At 43.8% G+C, this 19966-nt stretch carries 25 protein-coding genes and 1 pseudogene; 14 read left to right on the forward strand and 12 right to left on the reverse strand.

Annotated features, from left to right (window positions below; genetic code table 11):
• Positions 1-160: 160 nt before the first annotated feature.
• The 4 genes and pseudogenes from HI950_RS35555 to HI950_RS03095 form a co-directional block, all read left to right on the forward strand.
• Positions 161-679: pseudogene (locus tag HI950_RS35555) on the forward strand (TerD family protein); the annotation flags it as partial.
• A gap of 21 nt (positions 680-700) precedes the next feature.
• Positions 701-1423, forward strand: coding sequence for a vWA domain-containing protein (locus HI950_RS35560; RefSeq protein ID WP_317618300.1), 723 nt, complete (start codon positions 701-703; stop codon positions 1421-1423).
• Between the two features lie 233 nt (positions 1424-1656).
• Positions 1657-2406 (forward strand): phytanoyl-CoA dioxygenase family protein, encoded by a 750-nt coding sequence (locus HI950_RS03090; RefSeq protein ID WP_187768016.1) that lies wholly within the window; start codon positions 1657-1659, stop codon positions 2404-2406.
• A gap of 73 nt (positions 2407-2479) precedes the next feature.
• Positions 2480-3298, forward strand: coding sequence for an AraC family transcriptional regulator (locus tag HI950_RS03095; protein ID WP_169081640.1), 819 nt, complete (start codon positions 2480-2482; stop codon positions 3296-3298).
• A 12-nt stretch (positions 3299-3310) separates the two neighbouring features.
• Here HI950_RS03095 and HI950_RS03100 read toward each other — a convergent pair whose 3' ends face one another.
• Positions 3311-4219: a LysR family transcriptional regulator gene (locus tag HI950_RS03100; RefSeq protein WP_223285081.1), complete on the reverse strand. Its 909-nt coding sequence runs from the start codon at positions 4217-4219 to the stop codon at positions 3311-3313.
• Between the two features lie 168 nt (positions 4220-4387).
• On the opposite strand from HI950_RS03100, the gene HI950_RS03105 reads away from it, so the two are divergent.
• The 3 genes from HI950_RS03105 (at position 4388) to HI950_RS03115 (ending at position 6603) form a co-directional block, all read left to right on the forward strand.
• Positions 4388-4996 (forward strand): acyl-CoA thioesterase, encoded by a 609-nt coding sequence (locus HI950_RS03105; protein ID WP_187768017.1) that lies wholly within the window; start codon positions 4388-4390, stop codon positions 4994-4996.
• Between the two features lie 169 nt (positions 4997-5165).
• A complete protein-coding gene (locus tag HI950_RS03110; protein WP_169081638.1) occupies positions 5166-5615 on the forward strand; it encodes a hypothetical protein in 450 nt (149 codons plus the stop codon).
• Positions 5616-5691: 76 nt separating this feature from the next.
• Positions 5692-6603 carry a hypothetical protein gene (locus HI950_RS03115; protein WP_169081637.1) on the forward strand — a complete coding sequence of 304 codons (912 nt, stop codon included), beginning with the start codon at positions 5692-5694 and terminating at the stop codon, positions 6601-6603.
• Between the two features lie 76 nt (positions 6604-6679).
• Here the strand turns inward: HI950_RS03115 and HI950_RS03120 are convergent, their stop codons facing one another.
• Entirely contained in the window at positions 6680-6976 is a 297-nt protein-coding gene (locus HI950_RS03120) for a hypothetical protein (protein WP_187768018.1), read from the reverse strand.
• 220 nt (positions 6977-7196) lie between these two features.
• Between HI950_RS03120 and HI950_RS03125 the strand changes: the two genes are divergently transcribed.
• A complete protein-coding gene (locus tag HI950_RS03125; protein WP_169081635.1) occupies positions 7197-7739 on the forward strand; it encodes a DUF1697 domain-containing protein in 543 nt (180 codons plus the stop codon).
• Positions 7740-7787: 48 nt separating this feature from the next.
• Here the strand turns inward: HI950_RS03125 and HI950_RS03130 are convergent, their stop codons facing one another.
• Positions 7788-8069 (reverse strand): hypothetical protein, encoded by a 282-nt coding sequence (locus tag HI950_RS03130; protein ID WP_169081283.1) that lies wholly within the window; start codon positions 8067-8069, stop codon positions 7788-7790.
• Between the two features lie 351 nt (positions 8070-8420).
• On the opposite strand from HI950_RS03130, the gene HI950_RS03135 reads away from it, so the two are divergent.
• Both HI950_RS03135 and HI950_RS03140 read left to right on the forward strand, forming a co-directional pair.
• Positions 8421-8918, forward strand: a complete 498-nt coding sequence (locus HI950_RS03135; RefSeq protein ID WP_169082213.1) for a DinB family protein — start codon at positions 8421-8423, stop codon at positions 8916-8918.
• A 168-nt stretch (positions 8919-9086) separates the two neighbouring features.
• On the forward strand, positions 9087-9785 hold the full coding sequence (locus HI950_RS03140; RefSeq protein WP_169081634.1) for a DUF7002 family protein: 699 nt from the start codon (positions 9087-9089) through the stop codon (positions 9783-9785).
• Positions 9786-9880: 95 nt separating this feature from the next.
• Here HI950_RS03140 and HI950_RS03145 read toward each other — a convergent pair whose 3' ends face one another.
• Positions 9881-10309 (reverse strand): VOC family protein, encoded by a 429-nt coding sequence (locus HI950_RS03145; RefSeq protein WP_169081633.1) that lies wholly within the window; start codon positions 10307-10309, stop codon positions 9881-9883.
• A gap of 222 nt (positions 10310-10531) precedes the next feature.
• Here HI950_RS03145 and HI950_RS03150 point away from each other — a divergent pair, with 222 nt between their 5' ends.
• The gene (locus HI950_RS03150; RefSeq protein WP_169081632.1) at positions 10532-11404 is read left to right on the forward strand and encodes an AraC family transcriptional regulator; all 873 of its coding nucleotides are present in this window, start codon (positions 10532-10534) and stop codon (positions 11402-11404) included.
• 181 nt (positions 11405-11585) lie between these two features.
• On the forward strand, positions 11586-11945 hold the full coding sequence (locus HI950_RS03155; protein ID WP_262985661.1) for an RrF2 family transcriptional regulator: 360 nt from the start codon (positions 11586-11588) through the stop codon (positions 11943-11945).
• Positions 11946-12023: 78 nt separating this feature from the next.
• Here HI950_RS03155 and HI950_RS03160 read toward each other — a convergent pair whose 3' ends face one another.
• The 3 genes from HI950_RS03160 to HI950_RS03170 all read right to left on the reverse strand — a co-directional run bounded on the left by HI950_RS03160 (position 12024) and on the right by HI950_RS03170 (position 13719).
• Positions 12024-12443, reverse strand: a complete 420-nt coding sequence (locus HI950_RS03160; RefSeq protein ID WP_187768019.1) for a nuclear transport factor 2 family protein — start codon at positions 12441-12443, stop codon at positions 12024-12026.
• 293 nt (positions 12444-12736) lie between these two features.
• Entirely contained in the window at positions 12737-12928 is a 192-nt protein-coding gene (locus tag HI950_RS03165) for a YgaP family membrane protein (protein WP_169081630.1), read from the reverse strand.
• A 116-nt stretch (positions 12929-13044) separates the two neighbouring features.
• On the reverse strand, positions 13045-13719 hold the full coding sequence (locus tag HI950_RS03170) for a Crp/Fnr family transcriptional regulator (RefSeq protein WP_169081629.1): 675 nt from the start codon (positions 13717-13719) through the stop codon (positions 13045-13047).
• 302 nt (positions 13720-14021) lie between these two features.
• Between HI950_RS03170 and HI950_RS03175 the strand changes: the two genes are divergently transcribed.
• Complete coding sequence (locus tag HI950_RS03175) at positions 14022-15299, forward strand: ATP-binding protein (protein WP_169081628.1); 1278 nt, start codon at positions 14022-14024, stop codon at positions 15297-15299.
• Positions 15300-15375: 76 nt separating this feature from the next.
• Here the strand turns inward: HI950_RS03175 and HI950_RS03180 are convergent, their stop codons facing one another.
• From HI950_RS03180 to HI950_RS03190, 3 genes are all read right to left on the reverse strand, one after another.
• On the reverse strand, positions 15376-17295 hold the full coding sequence (locus HI950_RS03180; RefSeq protein WP_169081627.1) for a glycosyl hydrolase family 18 protein: 1920 nt from the start codon (positions 17293-17295) through the stop codon (positions 15376-15378).
• Positions 17296-17486: 191 nt separating this feature from the next.
• A complete protein-coding gene (locus tag HI950_RS03185) occupies positions 17487-17768 on the reverse strand; it encodes a YxcD family protein (protein WP_411268067.1) in 282 nt (93 codons plus the stop codon).
• A complete protein-coding gene (locus HI950_RS03190; protein WP_223285082.1) occupies positions 17768-18184 on the reverse strand; it encodes a hypothetical protein in 417 nt (138 codons plus the stop codon). The genes HI950_RS03185 and HI950_RS03190 overlap by 1 nt, the downstream gene beginning before the upstream one ends.
• A 192-nt stretch (positions 18185-18376) precedes the next feature.
• Between HI950_RS03190 and HI950_RS03195 the strand changes: the two genes are divergently transcribed.
• A complete protein-coding gene (locus HI950_RS03195; RefSeq protein ID WP_169081625.1) occupies positions 18377-18916 on the forward strand; it encodes a DUF309 domain-containing protein in 540 nt (179 codons plus the stop codon).
• Between the two features lie 23 nt (positions 18917-18939).
• Here HI950_RS03195 and HI950_RS03200 read toward each other — a convergent pair whose 3' ends face one another.
• Together HI950_RS03200 and HI950_RS03205 are read right to left on the reverse strand one after the other, a co-directional pair.
• On the reverse strand, positions 18940-19506 hold the full coding sequence (locus HI950_RS03200; RefSeq protein ID WP_169081624.1) for a beta-class carbonic anhydrase: 567 nt from the start codon (positions 19504-19506) through the stop codon (positions 18940-18942).
• A complete protein-coding gene (locus HI950_RS03205; protein ID WP_169081623.1) occupies positions 19503-19835 on the reverse strand; it encodes an iron-sulfur cluster biosynthesis family protein in 333 nt (110 codons plus the stop codon). Before HI950_RS03205 ends, HI950_RS03200 begins: the two co-directional genes overlap by 4 nt.
• Positions 19836-19966 lie beyond the last annotated feature (131 nt).

Genomic DNA, 19966 nt, shown 5'->3' on the forward strand with positions numbered 1-19966 from the left:
CAAGTCTTGGGCACAACATTGATATCTAATGCGGATTGAATTAATATCGGAGTAGGAAGCGAGTCTTTTTTGGTATCTATTCGTAGATACATAGATTCATAATCATCTGGGCTGAGACTATCAAATAACAATAATAGAGCTTATGAATGGGGCTGGCTATATGCTGCTGTTAAAAGGACAAAAGATTGACGTTACAAAAGGACGAGCGCTGACTACAATTAGTCTGCGCTTTGGCTGGACCACGAGTCAGTCCTCAATGAGCATTGATGCGGCTGCCTTTCTATTATCGGATCAAAATCGCTGCGAGAGAGATGAGGATTTTATTTTTTATGGCAATCCGATGGCGCGAGATGGATCTGTGTCGCATGCAGGGAATGCCAATTCTCTGGATAAGGAAGCAGTTACGATCTCTTTGAACCGTTTGCCGCAGCATACTTCAAAAATCGCTTTTACCGTCACGATTCATGAAGGCGAGCGCAACGGATTTTTTATGCAGGACGTGTCTGGCTTATATGTTCGGCTTATCAATGACAGCACGGGAGATGAATTGTTCCGATTCGATTATGGTGCTGAATTTACGAAGGAAACGGCTGTTGTGGTCGGCGAGCTGTATCGCTATAACGATGATTGGAAGTTTAATGCGATCGGCGGCGGCTTTTTTGGCGGTCTTGAAGCGTTATGTACAAGCTTCGGGCTTGAAATAGAGGCAGATCCGTCGGAGGCTGCCGCTGCTGTGGAAGAGGCTGTCCTAACTCCAATCGATTTGCGGAAGAAGCTCGTTCAAATTACGTTGGAGAAGAAGAAGCTAACGAATGTCACAGCGAGAGTCGGGATCGTGCTTGATATAACGGGCTCCATGCTGCCGTTATACAAAAATGGTACCGTTCAGGAAGTGGTCGAGCGGATTTTGGCTGTTGCCAGCAAATTTGATGATAATGGAACGCTCGACGTATGGGTGTACGATACGCATTTTAGCCGGCTGCCATCGGTAACGGAGCAGGATTTTGGGAACTACGTCCAAAATCAGATTATGAACAACGATGCCATACATAAGTTCAGCCGCAACAACGAACCGCCGGTTATGGAGGATGTCATCCGTAAATATACGGTGGAAGAGGATAGTGAAACTCCCGTATTTATTATTTTCATTAATGACGGCGGCGTAGTGAAGCCAATCAAGAAGGTGATTTTCAACGCTGCGGTTCAACCTATCTTCTGGCAATTCGTTGGCATCGGCCATTCTGATTTTGAGGTTCTGAGGCAGCTTGATAAAATGGAAGGGCGAATCGTAGATAATGCTAATTTCATTCATTTGGACGATATTGCCGAAGTATCCGATGAAATCTTGTATGATCAGCTGTTAAATGAGTTTCCAAGCTGGTTGAAGGCTGCGAAAGAGAAGCGGATTATTCGATCAAGCTAATGATTTCAACAACAAAGTACGGCCAGCAAGGAAGACTTGCTGGCCGTCACTTGTTTCTATAGGTATAGAAAGAAAAAAATAATAATTAAAATAGCTGATCGTATATCAATTTTAGACACAAGGTTGATAATCAGAGTCATTGCCGTCAGGGGCTCTCCTACGTAAGATTTAAGTATGGCAGTGTCCTATTTAAACGTCTGTCACACTCACTTACAGAAGAGGGGATTGTAATAATGATAACTGTTCAACGCGAGCTTTTAAGGCCATTATCTATTGAACAACTCGAGCAATTCAAAAGAGACGGCTATATATTAATAAAAAAAGGGTGCAGCGACGATTTGATAGATGCCTTTAACAGACACATTTATGAGCTGAGATCAACTCCGCTCGAGGAGACGCCTGACTGGGCTAGAACGACAGAAAAGGCACGTTTCTCGACACGGCTGTTCAACCCGCATCACCATGACAGCTTCTCCAGGCAAGTAATGAAGCTGCCACTCGTTCGCGGTACGCTCGCACAGCTTATGGGAAAGGAGGCAGTATGCGTGCAAAGCATGTATTTCTATAAGGAGCCTGGCTCGCCCGGCCAAGCCGCACATCAGGATTATTATTATATTAAAAATGATCCCATGACGATGGTTGCGGCATGGATAGCAATGGAGGAGCAGGTAGACGTAGAAAACGGCTGTTTGTGGGTGATCCCAGGTACGCATAAGCTGGGTCTTCTGCCGCATGGCAAAGTGAAAAATCTAGACGAGCATGAGGAATGGACGGACGAGACGGAGGGCATTGATCTTCGTGCGCAAATTCCAGTCATTATGGAGCAGGGGGATATCCTATTTTTCCATGAGCTGTTGATTCACTCCTCTAATCGAAACCGCAGCCAAAAGCGCTGGCGCCGTTCGTATGTTTGTCATTATATAAGAGAGGATTCCGCTGTTACTCTACGTGAGGACCTGCGCGAAAAATACGCATTAATCTAGAAGGGCTCCGGCTAAATCGCTGGAATGCTGATATACTGAAAGCAATTGATGATTGCGGAAAAGGAAGGATGAAATGATGAGCAGCTCGCCTAGTGCAGTTTCGTTCAACGGCATCATGTCGGCTTGGGCAGGTACGATTATTTATCCGCCTGGGGGTCGTTATGGCCCGCGTGTGCAGGATGATCTCCAGCTCGTGCTGCTGCACTCGGGCGAGATGCTCGTTGAGATTGACGGCATAGCCCATCAAATAACACCGGGCTCCGTCGTGTTCTTGAAGCCGGAACATCATGAACAATTCATTTTCTCCAGCCGGGGCGAGACTTGGCATCGCTGGATTTCCGTTCATGTAAATGATCTGTCCCAGAAGGAGAAGGCATGCTTCGAGGAAATGCCGTTATTTCAGCCTATCTCGGAGGAGCTAAATCGATTGACGGACATGATGCTTTCCTTGCAGCACGAGCTTCCTTCAGATAGTGACGTGCTGCGCAGCTTGGGCATGTCTGCCATTCTCCTATATATCTCGGGAATATCCCGAGCCAGAGCGCAGGAGGAGGTTCATCCGTCTGTTTTATTGGCGAAGAGCCTCATTCATTCCGCCTATCATGAGGAGCTTAGCTTAACCTTGCTTGCTAAACACGCGGGAGTGTCTCCAGAGCATCTTGTGCGCTTGTTTCGCACCTATGAGCATACGACTCCGATTAAATATCTTTGGCAGCACCGGGTGCTCAGGGCGCTTGAGCTATTGACGCATACGGGTTTATCCATCACTGAAATTACGTTCAGATGCGGGTTCAAATCAACGTATCACTTTGCACGAATGGTTAAGGTTCAAACGGGCAAGACACCCAGAGATGCAAGGTTGTATTCATGGAAAGGCAGTCAGTTGAAGTAGTCTGGAGAAGCTTTATTCTGGCTGATCATGATTTGTTTCCAGCAGCTCCGTTTCCATGAAACGAATCCATTCCTTTGACGCAAAGCTCAAGTACTTGTCTTTCCGCCAGATCATCGATAATTGCCATGGAATGGCAGGCTGGACAACAGCTACGGATGCGAAGCGTTTTGGATCAAGCTGTAGGCAAATTCGTTCAGGCAGCAGCGTTATGCCGTATTTTGCAGCGACCATTTCCGTCATAAAGTCCCACTGGGAGCTTTCGAATACGACTTTTGGTTCAAAGCCTGCAGCAGCGCATTGCTCCTTAATCAAATGATGGATCGTAAAGTCCTCGCGAAACATAATAAAAGGCTCTTGCTCCAGCTGACCCATTCGGATGGAAGGTTGAGAAGCCAGCTTATGCCCGGCATGTACGACAAGCCGCAGATTTTCATTGATGCAGGGGAGAACATGATACTTCTCCACATCTTTGACGGGGAGGATGACCATGCTGAAGTCGAGCTCACCTTGCAAAATATCCTGCTCAAGGCTTTTTCCGCCTTGTTCAATGACCTGCAGGCGAATTTGCGGATAGTGGGTCAAAAATTTTTCTATAATGGACGGTAAAAAATAACCGCCTACCATTGGAGGAATGCCGAGTCGGAGCATTCCTTTTTTTAGTTTGACGACCTCATCGAGCTCGCTGGACATATGCTCGAATGATTGAATAATGTGCTTCGCCGAACGAAGAATGGTCAAGCCGGCATCGGTCAATTCGATCTGTTTGGTGGAACGGTCGATCAGCTGAACGCCGAGATCTTCCTCGAGTAGACGTACCATCTTGGATAAAGAAGGCTGGGTGACATGCAGCTTGCGTGCCGCTTGCGTGAAGCTGCCGGCCTCAGCAACGGCGACAAAGTAATTCAAATGTTTAAGATCCATCAGGGCCTCCTTCGGTGTGGGCAGCAAACGTTTATATGCAAATGAATGACCAAGTATAATGAAAAGGAATGAAAACTATTCGATATATGTATTTTACCTATATGTGATTCGGGTGTAAACTTAGCGTTATCGAAAAATTTAATAAAGAAAAAAGGTGTTACCATGAATATGTTGGAAAAATTAGCTTTACCTTTGCAAACAAGACCTGCTTCAGCTTCGCTTACCATAAAAGAAGCTATCGTGCTTCCTCCGGATACGAACCATCACGGTACGATTTTTGGAGGCAAGCTAATGGCTTATATAGATGATGTAGCTACGATTGCCGCAACGAAGCACGCTCGTCGGCCTGTCGTTACGGCTTCAACCGACTCGGTTGACTTCCTTTATCCTGTCAGAAAAGGCGATGCCGTAAGCTTGAACGCATTCGTCACTTGGTCGCATAAAACGTCCATGGAAGTATTTGTCCGCGTCGTAACTGAGGATTTGTTGACAGGCGGACGCAAAGTTTGCGCAACCTCTTTCTTGACGTTCGTCGCTTTAGGCGAAGACGACAAGCCGACGGAAGTGCCGGGAGTAATTGCGGAATCGGATGAGGAGCGTTTATTGTATGAAACGGCCCCAGAGCGTAAGGAAGCAAGACGCATCCGCAGACAGGAAAGCAAACATTTTGCAAGCTTTATGGGTACGGATCGAGCAGTAAAAGAATCAAGCGTACAAACCAGGCCGCAGACTTCCGCCAATAAAGGCTATGAATCGGCTTGGGGCGTGGATTGGTAAAATGCGTTATCATTTTCTGGAATTAAGCAGGCTGCAGCGGGTTAACGCTATGGCCTGCTTTGCTTTGTTTCAGCACCGTTAAACAGATGAGCATAAATTAAAAATAGGGATAACCTGTAGACGCATATTATGATTTGAAGCGATTATTTTTATGAAAAAGGAGTAAGCCATGGACGAAATAGGGAGAATATTAGTGAAGCTTGCTGTCGCTCTTTTTTCGCTCCTGTTTGTTTTTCCAGCTCTTATTTTCTCCGTTCTTGTACTCGGACTAACAGATTCCTGGAAATCAGGAACCGTTATGCTCGTATCATCGTTAATTCTTATCATTATTGTGCGTATAAATAGCGAAAGCCAGCCTGCATCTCGCCGAACTAAAAAAGTAGACAGCTGGGAGATGGGCCCAATAACTTTATCCGCTTTTCACAATCAAAATCCACCTCCGCTTAGCGACATTTATCGTGATATGCAGCTTCAGCATGGGGAAATCGATGTGCTTTTCAAAATGATTGTGGATGCTAAGCCTAATCATGATGCAGAGCTTTACCCTTATTTTTGCAGCAAATGTGATCGCTTGGAGAGCCGATGCACATGCAATGAAAATATTACCACCCCTTATTAAAGAATATTAATCGCACATTGCCCCTCATATCCGTTAAGATGTGCGAAAGATACATGTATAGGGGTGAATTACGATTATGGAAAAGAAACGATGCTTGTTCTGCTCTGAGATCGTGCCAATTGAGGCAAAGGGTGAGCATGATCATTACTTAGGCTGTTACTGTGCGCCGGACGGCGGTTACAGTCTGTTAAGAGAAAACTATAATGCCATTAATTCGATTTCGTATCAGAAGAAAAGCAAACAATTCCCGGTCTTATCTGCTTATATTCGTGAACAGAGCGATTGCGGCGAGCTGGTTAGACTGTCGGGCGATGATATCGAATCGATCGTTAATTCTCCGAAAATACCAGTGACCGTCGAAGAAAAGGCGGGTCGACTGCTGCAATATTTATATAGGCGCTCGGATGGGCCGTTAGAGCCGGTTGTCATCCATCCGCTGTCGCAAAACTATAACTTGACCTATTCGCCGAATTTGCAGGAGCTCGTTTACATCATTGAGACGCTGAGAGAGGAACAGCTCGTCGTAAGGGAAGGGATGACCTTTAAGCTGACGGAGAAAGGGTGGAGCGAGGCAGCAGCTAGAGCTGGAGGGCGAAGATTAAAGTCCTGCTTCGTTCTTCTGCCAGAGGATAGTGCGCTGCGCAGCGAATGGCTGGAGAACATCTTCCCCAGAGTCGAGCAATGCGGGTATTTGCCGCGTTTATTTGTTCAATCCGATCAGGATAATCGTGAACATCATTCGATTTCGAACATATCGGATAGCAAGCTTATTATTGCTGATTTAACAAACCAATCTGCAGAGGTTTATTTTGCAGCCGGCTATGCGCTTGGCAAAAATATCCCTATCATATGGACAGTGAGTCGCAGCGGCGTCGATGATCAGCTCGTCCAAGCTCATCCGATTCGTCCTTTTGTATGGGATACGACGGAGGAATTGGCTTCCATGCTGCAGCAAAGACTAAGCTATAGAGGGACAGCTGCTATGTGAGAATAGAACAGCAAAAAAACAGCAAAAACACACGTCGTTGATGTGTGTTTTTCTGTTTCAATGGAGCATATAGAAATTAGCTGCACATCGTTGATGGTTTTAAAGCAGCATTGAAAGCAGCTCGATTTTCCCATAGAAAAGAATGGATTTGATTTTGCTCCTCAAAAAAATATTCAGCTGCGTCCATATAGTCCTGCCCAAGCCCATGTATACTGAAACGATCCTCCGGGTAGCTCATGAGCGTCCATTGGCCTCCACGTTTGCGATCGGCAAACACGAAGTAAAACTTTTCGCCAGAAGCATCCCATTGTGCCAAGGAGTTAAAGTTTTCTAAAATAAAAGTAATGTCTGTTTTCTTTTTAATTAGCATCATCCATCTCCTCTTTCTTTCTAAAAATAATTGGAATATTTCCGTGACGCCTTGCATAGGAACAAAACAAGAATATAGCATTTCGGAGAAAAAGGCTGTCAAACGATCGTGGCTTTTTATAGGAGGATTTGACGAATAACGCCGCAGGACATTCGTTTGTGTACAGGTTATAATAAGGATGATTTCCAATATATCACCTTGAAGGACGAGAGGGAGCAAAGCCATGACGATTTATTTTGCATTATTGCGGGGGATCAATGTGAGCGGCCATAATATGATTAAGATGGCTGAGCTTAAAAAAATGTTCGAAGCGATGGGGTTCGGTCGTGTGCAAACCTACATAAATAGCGGAAATGTGATGTTCGAATCGGAGGAGGGTGAGAGCTTGTTGGAGGAGAGAATTGAGAGCGAGATCAGCAAATGCTTCGGATTCAATATCGCTGTTATTCTTCGCACGTCCTCAGAGCTTTCGAACATTATCAACAAATGCCCATTCGATTTTGAAGACTTGAAAGAAGGACAGAGCATTCATCTAACATTTTTAAAGAAAGCTCCTGACCAAGAAGTGATCGATAAGCTTCCCGATGTGGAGCTTAATGATGACGAATATCGCATGGATGGAAGAGACATTTATTTCTTTTACAGCAGAAGCATGCTCGACTCCAATCTTCCTAAAAAATTTCAGAAGCTATTGCCTGCAACAGCACGCAACTGGAAAACGGTCCTAAAGTTAGGCGCTATGGCAGATGCAGCAAACGCACGCTAAGAAGCATATGTAGAGAGCGCCTTACGCAGGCACTCCTTTAGAGATGACTTATACGCCAACATCGACGCCAGTTACAGCTGAAACCTTGATATAGCGCGGAATACCGTTGTCAAGAACAACGACGGAGCCGTTGCTAAATCCTAAGAAAGTGCCTGTGTGGGAAGTGCCGTCAAAATGAATGCGAATACCAGGAGTACCGACTCCAATTTGAGACAAGATTCGTTGAACATTTCCACCGCTTCTGTTACCGCCAGTCCGGTTGCCGCCTGTACGGTTACCGCCAGTTCGGTTGCCACCACTTCTGTTACCGCCGCTATTGTTCTTAGGCAAGTCAATCATCTCCCTTAATTAGAATTAATAACATCATACGGAGAATGATAGATTCGTGCTTGTACTTTTGTACTGGTTCTATGAAATGGGCTTATCGGTAATACTGCTGTTTTATTATGGAAGAAAAGCTGGGGCTGTCAAGCAAGGTTATTAACCTTGAAGGACTGCTTCTTTTTTTGCCTGCGGGAAAAGAGCCATGATTGCAATTAGCTTGACATTTAGAATTAATGCGATGTATTATGATTTTGTAAAATTAAATTTCATAAAATTCAATGCAATCTTTTACTTTGTTCGCATGATCGTCGCAGTCAAAAATAAATCCTATCGGAAGGTGAGGAACCAACGATGAGTATGAATGAATCCAATCAAGCATTCGGTGAAGCGCTCGTGAAATCATTAATAGGAGAGCGCGGTCATATTCCAATCGCTAAAGCATTGCCGGATATTACCGCTGAGCTAGCAGGCAAACGAACCGGCGAAGCCCCATATACCATCTATCAGCTATTAAAGCATATGAGCTACTGGCAAAACTTTTTGTTAACCTATCTTGAGGGGGGCAAGCCCGAATTGCCATCGCATGCCATGGAGAGTTGGCCAAGCGAAGAACGTCCGGAGAATGACGAACAGTGGACGGCAAATGTGGAGCATTTTCTGAATGGAATAGATAAAGCCTGTCAGATTGCTCGGTCGGCGCAGCTGGACGAAAAGATTGAACATTTTCCGACAGAAACGAAGGCAGGGATTTTACGCAATATTGCTTCACATAATTCCTATCATTTGGGTGAAATCGTACTGCTTCGCCGAATAAATGGAGCTTGGCCGCCACCTGGCGGAGGTTACCCTGCATAAAAGGTACTCCAATTTTAAAACATGAAGATCCAACCATAAAGGAGCTGCCGCTGAGCAGCTCCTTTACTTATGAACTAAGGGACATAAACACCGATCCTTAAAAATGGTTTGAAATGTAGCTTTTTTGGAATCCTACGTATATCAAAATAGAACTGATGGAGCGGGAGTATGAGAGAAGCAACAATATCTGCGATTACGAAAGCGAAAAGTAGAACGACGCTTTATCATTTTACAAGAGGAAGGAATTTGCCGGCAATCGCACATTTTGATGCGCTGTTGTCAAGTTATAATCTCTATTCTCATAATGCAGGCGAGCGCCGGCCAAGTGCCAAGCAAGTGGAATATGATGATTTTACGATAACGATAAATGCGCATCTAAAAATTCCCGAAAAGATGATAGATGCTGCCACTACACAGGAACAATTTCGGGCATGCTTGGACAAGCATGTATTTTTTTGGCCTACGTTAAAGGATTGCCAGAAAATGTTGGAGACTTACACGCGAAGGGAACCGGATGAAGAGTTTGCCATACTTGCATTTGATGCCTATTCTTTATTATTGGCGCATTTTCAAGCGGTGAAGTTATCTAAATACGACTCGGGGAGCGCGCCTCGGTTTCCAGCCCGTTGCTCCTACAGGAAGAGTCCGGATATGTTTTTGCCGATTCAAGATTTCAAGAGACGAATAAACAACACAGTGCCTACAAAAGCTTCGGAAATAAAGGAGGTTCTTATAGAAGAACAGGTTGTCCATGTAACGGAGTATTTACGGGCTATATACATAATGGAAGGTATCGTTATACCTGAGCGCTGGAGAATGCTGGTGGAGCCTTTGGCGGATTTGCAAGTCAAGTATAATGAGGAATGAAGGGCGTGAGCTCGTTTAAATAAAAAAGGATACAGCGCTTTTCAAAAAAAGAAAAGCACCATACCCTATCGCTGATAATAGTCGTATGGTTGCAATTAGAAGTTCATTTCACCATTGTCATAGTTAAATTGCCATTCAATTCCGAATTTATCTTTTAAGCTGCCGTAGCATTTGCTCCAGAACGTTTCTTGAAGCTCCATGCCAACCGTGCCGCCTTCTTTCAATTTGTGAAATAAAGATTTGAGTTCTTCTACGTCCTTATGGACAATTGCTAGGCTAATGTTATTTCCTTCTACAAAAGGCATGCCAGGAAATACATCAGAAAACATTACATTCGTTCCTACGATGTTAAGGCGCGTATGCATAATCAAACTTTTCGCTTCCTCTGGCAGTGGATATTCTGGGCTAGGGGGAGTGTCACCAAAGGTCATAAATTTTGGTTCTTCTGTTCCAAAAACCTCTGCGTAAAATTCAACTGCTTCACGACAATTTCCGTTAAAGTTAAGATAAGGATCGACAGCCATTTGTTTCACTCCTCAATCGTTTAATATCGATAGGTATATCGCTTTCATATTGTATCATTTACAAGAAACAATTCAAATATGCGATTTCATATTTTTTGTAAATAAAGCCGTTAAGCGAGGCTTAAGTTTTGCCGCTTTATGACCCTTTGTTATCGTGCACGAAATGTCGGATTGAGGGATGCAGAATCTGCTAATCTAATGGTGTGAGAAAGGAGGCTTTAGATGAATTCGCTTGCGAACATGAATGAAGCATTAAATTATATTGAAGCAAATCTTACTTCTGAGATTGACTTTAAAGAAGTGGCAAGGCGAGCCTATTGCTCGGAATACCATTTTAAGAGAATGTTCTCATTCCTTGCGGGCGTCCCGCTATCGGAGTATATTCGCCGGAGACGCCTTACTCTAGCAGCACTTGAGCTGACAAATAGCAGCATAAGGATTATTGATCTTGCTATTAAATACGGTTACAGCTCACCAGACTCGTTTACGCGAGCTTTTCAAAGCTTGCATGGGGTAAATCCCACGGAGGCTAAAAACAATGGTCAGCCATTAAAAGCTTTTCCGCGAATGAGCTTTCAATTATCGATAAAAGGAGGCAGTGAAATGAACTATCGTATTGAAGAAAAAGAACCATTTCGTATCATTGGTCTTAAGAAAAGGGTTCCGATTGTATTCCATGGCGTTAACCAGGAAATAGCTTCGATGTGGGAAAGCCTGAATGAAGAGTTGATTAATAAGCTTAAAAGTTTGTCTAATGTCGTTCCGCTCGGTTTACTTAGCGCATCCACCAACTTTTCTGAAGGCAGAATGGAGGAAAAGGGCGAGCTTGATCATTATATCGGCGTGGCAACGACGAGCGAGTGTCCTGCTAACTTGTCCCAGCTAGAGGTGCCTGCTTTGTCATGGGCCGTATTCGAAGCAGTTGGACCGTTTCCTGCTGCGCTTCAAGAGGTGTGGGGACGTATTTATTCCGAATGGTTCCCATCTTCAAATTACGAACTAACAAATGGACCAGAGCTATTGTGGAACGAGCATAAAGATGTAAGCTCACCAGCTTTTAAAAGCGAAATATGGATACCGGTTATAAAAAAGTAATGTAAATGGACAATTGTTGTGATTTATTTCAAGTCATTTATTTGCAGAATAGGACGATTGGGACAGTGAGGGCGGATGATTTTCCTGAAAAGGTGAATTTGTACTGCAAACCGTGGTATTAACATAGGGTCGTTTTAAAATAGCCGTTCATTCGATCGTTTGGCTGGCGCAAAGCGGCAACCTGTTATCTAGCGCGATGATTGCTAACCAAGTCAATTCGCATGCCACTTTTATGCGCAGAGTGATGCAGGCATTAGCGACAGCAGGTATTGTGGAGTCCAAGGGAGGCAGAGAAGGAGGATATACATTAAGGAAACCCGCAGATCGGATTACATTAGGCGATATATACTCGGCTGTAAATTCATGCTCCGCAGAGCCCGAGGACGATGTGGATTGTGGAGAAGCTGGACAACAATTGGATACGGAGCTTGAGAAGATTCTTTATGAAGCTGAGAAGAAAACGATTGAATATTTGCAGCAGTATTCCATTGTTGATGTGATGAAGAGAGTCGATTTTTTTGCGAGTGACCCCTTATTATAATGGTGATTAAGAGAAGCTCATACAACCGTAGATTAGACGTTAGGCAGCTGCCTAACGTCTTTCTTTAATGTGGGAAGCTTAAGATGATGGGACTTCAATGACGTATGAGGTGATGTCTTTTATTTTGGCATTTTTAGCTGCACTGCTGAAAATATATACATTACAAAAAGCGAAGGTTTTGGCATTTTCATATTTTATTACTCCGTTTGCTGCTCCGGTATTGCCGTGCGTGATGATGCTTGTAATTTGCAATTCAATGATTTTTTTGTTTTTCATTTGTTCCAGCGTTGCGGCTAGAACATCTTTCCCTTGGATAACCAGCTGCTCACCGACTAAATTCCAGCAAATTTCACCTGAAATATTTTCACTAATAAACCCGATATCGTAATTTGCAAAAGCGATGTTGAATTCCTTGATCAGCTTTTTCTTTGGGGCGTTTCCGCAATCTTCAGCGCATATCACTTTTAGCTCTTCGTTTTTGAGTTGCATATTGGACATCATTCGCTCTCCTAAGCCTTGGTAGTATTTTTCTTGAACGAGGTTATTTATGTAAATAGTGATTTGAAATGCAAGGTGTCAAGAAAAACCATTATTTCCACTGAAATAACAACTATGATCCTAGTTTACAATTAGTATTTACTTTGTCCAGAGTCTTAGGTCTTCCTATTGAGCAATTATTTGTTTTTACTAAGCGAAAAATCCCTCTTGAAACAGATGCACAAGTGAGCAGCGTTCCCAGAGGGTTATTTTATATACTTTAGCAACTCTATAGAATTAACTTTTCCGATCGTTTAGCGAATGCTGCATGTGTTGCGGCCAAGTAATTTATTAATACCGCATCTTTGCATCAAACCAGTGACAAGGAATGGAAGAGCTGTGAGACCAAACAGTTTCCAGTACCCGCTTAAGAAGTAAAAAAGAGACAAAAGTGCGATGCCTAATAGGATACGTATAACTCGATCAGATCCACCCACGTTTTTCATTGTTTGTTCCTCCGTTTCGTTTTGTTGTACTCTACAGGTTTGATCATAACAACGCCGGATAAAAGGAACCGTAACTTTGTCACATAGAATAGATCAATTGGCTTTCTTACTGATCCTTATGATTCAACATAGTTTTCCAGCCCGTCACGATTGATAATCGAAATTTTTCCTCTCGAGAGTGCAATAAGCTGTTCTTTCTCAAGCAATTTCAACGTCCTGCTGATGACTTCCCGGGCTGTTCCAAGTTCAATAGACATCGCATCGTGAGTTATCGAGAGAGTTCCGCTGCTGCCCATGGTCATTTGAATTAAATATTCAGAAATCCGCCCACGGATTGATTTGAAATTAATGCTGTCCAGAAGGTTGGACATTATGATTATTCTATTGGCTAATGACTTGAACATAAACAGGCGAAAGTTTCGATGCTGGTCCATCCAATCCCGGAAAGTAAATATCGGAATCAATAGTGCAAGGCAAGGTTTTTCAATACAAGCAGAAGCTTCATACTCACTTTCTCCTAAAATGCTGGAGATCATTAGAGGACAACATTCCCCGCCATTAATCCGATATAGAGTTATTTCTCTGCCGCTGGAACTGATTTTGTACATTCTTACTGTACCTTCCAGGAGCATTACCGCATGTTCTAAAAAATGTCCTTCTTGAATGATGAAGTTCGGCATAATTTCCAAAACTTCAATTCCTTTCGTGTTCCAATCTTGTTCACTAATATCGGATAAGCTTGGAAACAATGAAATAATTTGAGGGATGTACGCAAGTACAGTTGAACTCATCTTTTTCATCTCCTTGCAAAATCGGGCTATCTGGCAGATGTATTTTATCATACATGATGGACGCCCTCTGTGACTTTGTTACAAAGTCTCTGTCACAGGATAGAGTTATTTTAATTAACGTTCATACGGATAAACAAAGAAAATAAGATAGGATCAAACATTATAAAAAAGATTAAATTATATGTAGAATTTAGGGATTATTACTGATCTGTATCAATTATATGTGCTATTATAAATTGTAAATAGTTAGTTCAAAAGCACTAGGAAAATTATGTAAAAGGAGAGGGAATGAATAAATAGATATGTTAAATCAATTGCTCATTCATCTCATTATCATATTGTTTCCGATCTTTATTCAACAGTTCTTTTTTAATCGCAAAAAGAAAGTTGAAAGCGTTAGCTATCAAGTAGTCAATGGTTTAATGTTTGGATTATCTGCCATACTTTGTATGGCTATGCCGGTGCAAATGGTGGGGGACTTTCAAGCTGATTTGAGAAATATCCCGATAATTATTTCGATAATATACAGCTCAGGAAAGTATGTTCCGGGAATTGTAGCTTTAGCCGTAGCCATGTTGTATCGAATTTATTTATCAGGAGACGCTGTATTCCTTTCGATACTCATTTCTTTTGTTACCGTAGGCCCAAACTTCTTTTTTGTAAAATCATTTCAAAATTATGAAGCGGTCAAAAGGATCATTATTTCCTTGCTCTTATCGCTTATTTCCGCTTTTGTCGTCATTATTGCCTTTTTTATTTATATACTGACCCATCAAGAATCGCTGGAGTTCGTTTCACCAAGCTTTCTAAACATCTCACTACTCGTTGCTGCTTCGTTTATCGGGATGGGTATTTCTTCCTTCTTGAATGAACATATTATCGAGTCCAACCTGCTGAAGCTGGAGCTGGAGCGGAGTGAAAAGCTGAAAATCGTAAGTCAAATCGCAGCGTCGGTTGCCCATGAGGTGCGTAATCCGTTAACGGTAGTAAAGGGTTTTCTGCAACTGCTCAAAGAGTCGGTAGATGACAAGAAAAAAGATTATTTGAAAATCGCATTATCCGAATTGGAGCGGGCTGAATATATCATCACCGATTATTTGAATCTGGCTAAACCGCAGGCAGACCAGCTTGAACTCATCGAGGTTTCCAGCTTTTTAAGCAGCACGCTTGAGATTATGAACTCCTACGGCTTGATTCAAAACGTCCAAATGCATTTGAACTGCAACCAAACCGATCTCTTTGTATGGGCCGATAAACCTAAGCTGTCTCAAGTGATATTGAATTTGATCAAAAATGGCGTAGAGGCGATCCCAGATACGGGTGAAGTAATCGTCAACGCCTATTACCGTCATGAGGAAATTTTCATTGAGATTATCGATACGGGAAAAGGAATGTCCAAGGAGGATTTGGACAATTTAGGCACGGCCTTTTTTACGACCAAGGAGACGGGAACAGGGCTTGGCATTATGGTTACGATTCGAATAGTCGAGGCTTTAAACGGTAAAATCGCGTTTGAGAGCAAGCCGGGCTTAGGTACAAAAGTTGTCATACGTTTTCCGTCTGCAGAGCCTGTGATCTAAACCCGCTTACATCTTTTCATGTTCAATGATAGAGATGCCCCCATTCTCCTTTTGCAGAGAATGGGGGCATTTTTAGCTATTTCATTCGAAGCATCATCGTCCATAGGCCAGAGCTCTCGTAGCCAAGCCGCCATGCTGCCACGCCGGCAAGATCGTAAGCTTTTGCCATATTGATGCGTGCTTTGACCGTGGCTTCGGTTTCCGCCCAAAATAGGTAGGTATAGCCATCCTTGACATATTTATATTTCATTTGTCCTGATTCTTTGTCCAAAACGCCATGCGCGTTTGTTTCAGCGATTAGCTTAGGAACTTCCTTCATAAAAATCGCACGGTTCCCGACCAGCTTGTTATTGCTATCGAGCTTCCACTCTCTGACATAGAACGGAATGCCAAGCATGAGTTTGCTCCGTGGAATGCCATAGCTTAAAAATTGCTTTACGCCGTCCTCCGCCCATTTCAAGCCCGCGACGGAGCCTGGCGTGCTGCTCCCGCTCCAATGCTCGTCATATGCCATAATGATAACGGTATCCACTACCGCTGAGAGTGAAACATGATCGTAAGCAGTTTGGTGATTCCAGCTTAAGCTTCCTCTTGGCAGGTCGATAGATAGCTGCATGCCTTTGGCATGCACCGCTTTCGCAAGTGAGGTAACGAAGGTCGTGTATGCCTTGCGGTCGCTGCCCGCCACTTCCTCAAAGTCGAGATTGACGCCTGCTGCTCCAAGCTTTGAGAGTTTAGCTGCAAGATTGCCAATAAATTTCTGCTGAGCTGAGGCGTTAGCAAGAAACGCTGCCGTTAGCTTTCTATTAAATTGATTATGAACAAGAGGCATCACTTTAATGCCTTGCTTCTTGAGTGTGCTTGCAGTGACTTGGTCGGATGTGTCCGTAATAGAGCCATCGGCTGCGGCAAGCTCGAACCAGGTTGGAGAATCAATCGTTAATCCTTGCGTATTCGCCACTTGACTTAAAACGGTTTGGCTTGTCGCGCTGCCATTCCATCCCAGATAGACGAGGGCTTTGGAGTTGCTCCACACTTTGCGGCCTTCGCTCGTTCTTACGCTGCTGTTAGCGTAAGCCTTTGCAAAAGCAATAGCGCTGCTTCGCGCATTAAACGCTTTTAGTTTTTTTTCTCCTTGATAAACGGCGAGATAGGGAATGCCAGACCAATAGACATAGTCTTTAAAATAAACCTCGGCATTCGGTATTTTTTTTGCGAACTCTACAGCGGCGTTTAAGCTGATGGAGGCGCTGACAATTGTACCATTTTGCTTAACAACATAGTCCGGAACGTTCGAATGAACCACCTTGTTTGTTGCCGTGTTAAGCACCTCACTGCCTGCTATGGTTAGCGAAGCATTGATTGCATCCAAGAGGAAGGAATAGAGAGGCTGCCCTTCGACAGGTAACCCATCCACCGTCATTTGATAGATAGGCCTTGCCTCTCGCTGCGCTTTTACTTGAGCGTCCGTTAGGTTGCCCCAAACCCATTTGTTCGTCGACATATCGATAATATGCGCATTGCCCCATTTTTTGGCTTCTTGTTTAGCTGCTGCAAGCGTAAGGAAGGACCAGCCCTCCTTAGTATTGTCGCCTTGGTATAGCTTGAATTTCGCATAGGCTTGATAAGCCCAGCCGATGTTTTCTAGATCGCGAATATGTACATTGGTTAGCATCTTAGCGGCAGACAAAGCTTGATCATAAGTGCTAAACGCCCATTTGGGATTGGTCTGGCCATTTTGATAAATCACGTAACGCGGAAAGTTATCCCATACCCAGCCGCGGTCAGCAATTTTCTCGACATGGCTGTAACCAAAGTTTTTGGCATAAGCGATCGCCTGTGCCTGTGTTGCGAATTCACGCAGCGCTTGGTCATTCTGAAAGACTCGAAACTTAGTCATTTGCGTCGCTGCTGCTTCTACAATGCCGACAGTGCCTGTCATTACCGTTTGGCAAAGCAGCAGCAGCAGCAAGGCTGCGCTCATTTTTTTTCTCATTAGCTGTCTCCACACACTCCTCTCGCAATTCTATAGTTAGACGCAAGAAGAGTAGGGAGGTTGCTTATAATCTATCATTATTTCACTAGTAATAATTAACATACGAATGGAACTCGGTAAAGCACAAAAAAAGCATCCTCGAGCCGCTTTATCAAGACGATAAAGGCAAGCTTCTGGATGCTTATTTGTTCTTACTCAGCAATGTCTGCCCAAAACTCTTCGTCCGCGTCCAGCGTAATGTTAGAGCGGAAGGCGCGGAGATTATATTGCTTATACATATATTGCTCGATAGCCTCGAGTATATTAGCCTCTAAGATGAACTGGCTGCGGCCCTTTACCCATACCTCGGCCGTAAATCCGTACTCCTCTTCCCATGAGAGCTGCACTTCCACGTCCGTAGGGCTTACGCCTCTTCGATCGGCCATGTTCAGGCAGATGGCGTTTATAATTTCATCCGTATAAATACGCACGATTAGTAAGGTCTCCGTTGATCTGGCGGGTTACGCTTGCTGCGCAGATATACGAACGCTACGCGGATTAGCATAATGATCGCGAATATAGCGAGCAAGTTAATCATTAGACCAAGAATATTGCCGAATGCGCCCATTCCGGCGAACAAGCTGCCGAACATCAGACCAGCCAAGCCGCCGATCATTAAGCCTTTCATTAGGCTGCCGCCGCTAAAAAATCCTGGTTTTGTTGTTCCTGCAGTCGTGCCCGCATTTTTGCCGGGATTAGTTTGGCTTACATTTTCTGATTTCTTTGGGTTTTGCGTAACGCCTTGCTTTGGAGATTTAATGCCGCCGCGTGGTTTTGCATCGGCATATTGACCGAACCCTAACGTGAAGAATAGCGCGAATGCCAGCATGACCATGAATCCCTTTTTCATCTGTCTTTTCTCCTCCTGATATGCTTGATAAGTCAATTGTTTACCAACTAAAATACGGTTAATAGGGGGTGCGGGTTTCATTTATTAATATAGGATTGGTTTAAATGTATGAAAGTATAAGCGACATATGCTAATATTTTTATAAAATAATGACATTGCGTAATTGCAATTTCGGCTTGCATGGAGGATGAAATGAATAATTTTCCCAATGCTTATATCTCTTATTTGGTTGAATTCCATGCATCTCGCGATTATTTTGAATGTCATGAGCTGCTTGAGGAGTATTGGAAGGAGCACCCTGAAGATCCGTTAGCGGATACTTGGGTAGGGCTTATCCAGCTGGCGGTAGGACTTTATCATGAACGGAGAGGCAATTTGCGGGGAGCTTTAAAAATGCTAACGCAAGCACAGCGTAAATTATCTGCTTCGCCGCTTGAGGAGCTTGGCATCGATAAGGACAGCTTGCAAAAGCAATTGATTCCGAGAATTGCCGCGCTTCAGGCGGAGAAAGATAGGATGTATACGGATTTGAATTTACAAATCGTGAACTTGAAGGTCTCTTCTTTATGTCAAGAAGCATGCGAAAGCCGAGGCTTAATATGGGGTGCGCCAAGTCCGTTGGACGATGATTCGATTATTCATCGGCATACGAGAAGAGACCGCTCTGATGTTATCGCTGCAAGAAAGGAAGCCTATACAGCAAAAAATCGGGAGCGCAACGGTCTGTCTTAACAGCCGTTATGCTCCCGTTTCTATTAAGCCTGTTGATATGCTGCATCAACCAGCTCAAGTCCGCCTGTTTCCGAATCAATGATTAATCCGTGAACGAGGATGTTGGCCGGCAGCAATGGATGGTTGCGTATGATGCTTACGCTATTTATAACGCTGTCCCGCACGTTGTCGAAGCCAGTCAGCCAGCGCATTAGATTTAGCCCGGAGTGCTTGAGCGTAGTAATGGTATCGGTTGAAACGCCGCGTTCTTCCATATGCTGGATAATGAGCTCGGGATTTAGTCCGGTCATGCCGCAGTTCGTGTGGCCCACGACAAAAACTTCATCAGCTTGCAGCTCATATAATGCAACGAGGACACTCCGCATGATGTTGCCGAAGGGTTGAGTGACAATCGCGCCGGCGTTTTTAATAATTTTGGCGTCGCCATTTTTGAGATTCATCGCTTTGGGAAGCATTTCGGTTAGACGCGTATCCATGCAGGTGACAATAACCATACGTTTGTTCGGATATTTGCTCGTTGCATATTTTTCGTATTCGCGGTCTTCTACAAATCGTTGGTTATAGGATAAAATTTCGTCGATTTTGTTCATGCTGCACTTCCTTTAGTTAGGAATCGAAGGTTAACCGTATAGATTTGGCTGTTGCTCTTTAGGCTAAAGCTGTCATTTACCGCGTTGTAATCGATCCGGAGCTGTGGCTCATAAAAAATCTCATGCCGAGGTTCGTAATAGAAGGGGAATGGTTCGCCTTGCGCAAGCTTGTCGTCGACCGATGGCTCGCTAATGAGCTGAAGCGCCGGAACGCCGCTAACGACACAGCCGCAGCCCTCCGTATCATGAAGCAGCTTTAGTTGATTTTTTCCGTCTTCTAAATAGGGAGATAACCGATCAACAGCTGCTTTCGAAAATAGGATATGCATATGGTCCCTCTCTTTCTCTCTATTGCACAGTATGTCTAGCAGGTTTAAGATGATTATAAGGATTGGAATAATGAAGATCAAGTGAAGTTCAGATGAATGGGACTAATCCGATACCAATATGGAAAGGCGGA

This window comes from Paenibacillus sp. PL91 (assembly GCF_012935325.2).
GTDB lineage: Bacteria > Bacillota > Bacilli > Paenibacillales > Paenibacillaceae > Pristimantibacillus.

Excerpts from the sequence above, each read along its gene's own strand:
- HI950_RS03090 (WP_187768016.1), top strand. The coding sequence starts at position 1,657 with ATGATAACTGTTCAACGCGAGCTTTTAAGGCCATTATCTATTGAACAA.
- HI950_RS03095 (WP_169081640.1), top strand. The coding sequence starts at position 2,480 with ATGATGAGCAGCTCGCCTAGTGCAGTTTCGTTCAACGGCATCATGTCG.
- HI950_RS03100 (WP_223285081.1), bottom strand. The coding sequence starts at position 4,219 with ATGGATCTTAAACATTTGAATTACTTTGTCGCCGTTGCTGAGGCCGGC.
- HI950_RS03105 (WP_187768017.1), top strand. The coding sequence starts at position 4,388 with ATGTTGGAAAAATTAGCTTTACCTTTGCAAACAAGACCTGCTTCAGCT.
- HI950_RS03110 (WP_169081638.1), top strand. The coding sequence starts at position 5,166 with ATGGACGAAATAGGGAGAATATTAGTGAAGCTTGCTGTCGCTCTTTTT.
- HI950_RS03115 (WP_169081637.1), top strand. The coding sequence starts at position 5,692 with ATGGAAAAGAAACGATGCTTGTTCTGCTCTGAGATCGTGCCAATTGAG.
- HI950_RS03120 (WP_187768018.1), bottom strand. The coding sequence starts at position 6,976 with ATGATGCTAATTAAAAAGAAAACAGACATTACTTTTATTTTAGAAAAC.
- HI950_RS03125 (WP_169081635.1), top strand. The coding sequence starts at position 7,197 with ATGACGATTTATTTTGCATTATTGCGGGGGATCAATGTGAGCGGCCAT.
- HI950_RS03135 (WP_169082213.1), top strand. The coding sequence starts at position 8,421 with ATGAATGAATCCAATCAAGCATTCGGTGAAGCGCTCGTGAAATCATTA.
- HI950_RS03140 (WP_169081634.1), top strand. The coding sequence starts at position 9,087 with ATGAGAGAAGCAACAATATCTGCGATTACGAAAGCGAAAAGTAGAACG.
- HI950_RS03145 (WP_169081633.1), bottom strand. The coding sequence starts at position 10,309 with ATGGCTGTCGATCCTTATCTTAACTTTAACGGAAATTGTCGTGAAGCA.
- HI950_RS03150 (WP_169081632.1), top strand. The coding sequence starts at position 10,532 with ATGAATTCGCTTGCGAACATGAATGAAGCATTAAATTATATTGAAGCA.
- HI950_RS03160 (WP_187768019.1), bottom strand. The coding sequence starts at position 12,443 with ATGTCCAATATGCAACTCAAAAACGAAGAGCTAAAAGTGATATGCGCT.
- HI950_RS03165 (WP_169081630.1), bottom strand. The coding sequence starts at position 12,928 with ATGAAAAACGTGGGTGGATCTGATCGAGTTATACGTATCCTATTAGGC.
- HI950_RS03170 (WP_169081629.1), bottom strand. The coding sequence starts at position 13,719 with ATGAGTTCAACTGTACTTGCGTACATCCCTCAAATTATTTCATTGTTT.
- HI950_RS03175 (WP_169081628.1), top strand. The coding sequence starts at position 14,022 with ATGTTAAATCAATTGCTCATTCATCTCATTATCATATTGTTTCCGATC.
- HI950_RS03180 (WP_169081627.1), bottom strand. The coding sequence starts at position 17,295 with ATGAGAAAAAAAATGAGCGCAGCCTTGCTGCTGCTGCTGCTTTGCCAA.
- HI950_RS03190 (WP_223285082.1), bottom strand. The coding sequence starts at position 18,184 with ATGAAAAAGGGATTCATGGTCATGCTGGCATTCGCGCTATTCTTCACG.
- HI950_RS03195 (WP_169081625.1), top strand. The coding sequence starts at position 18,377 with ATGAATAATTTTCCCAATGCTTATATCTCTTATTTGGTTGAATTCCAT.
- HI950_RS03200 (WP_169081624.1), bottom strand. The coding sequence starts at position 19,506 with ATGAACAAAATCGACGAAATTTTATCCTATAACCAACGATTTGTAGAA.
- HI950_RS03205 (WP_169081623.1), bottom strand. The coding sequence starts at position 19,835 with ATGCATATCCTATTTTCGAAAGCAGCTGTTGATCGGTTATCTCCCTAT.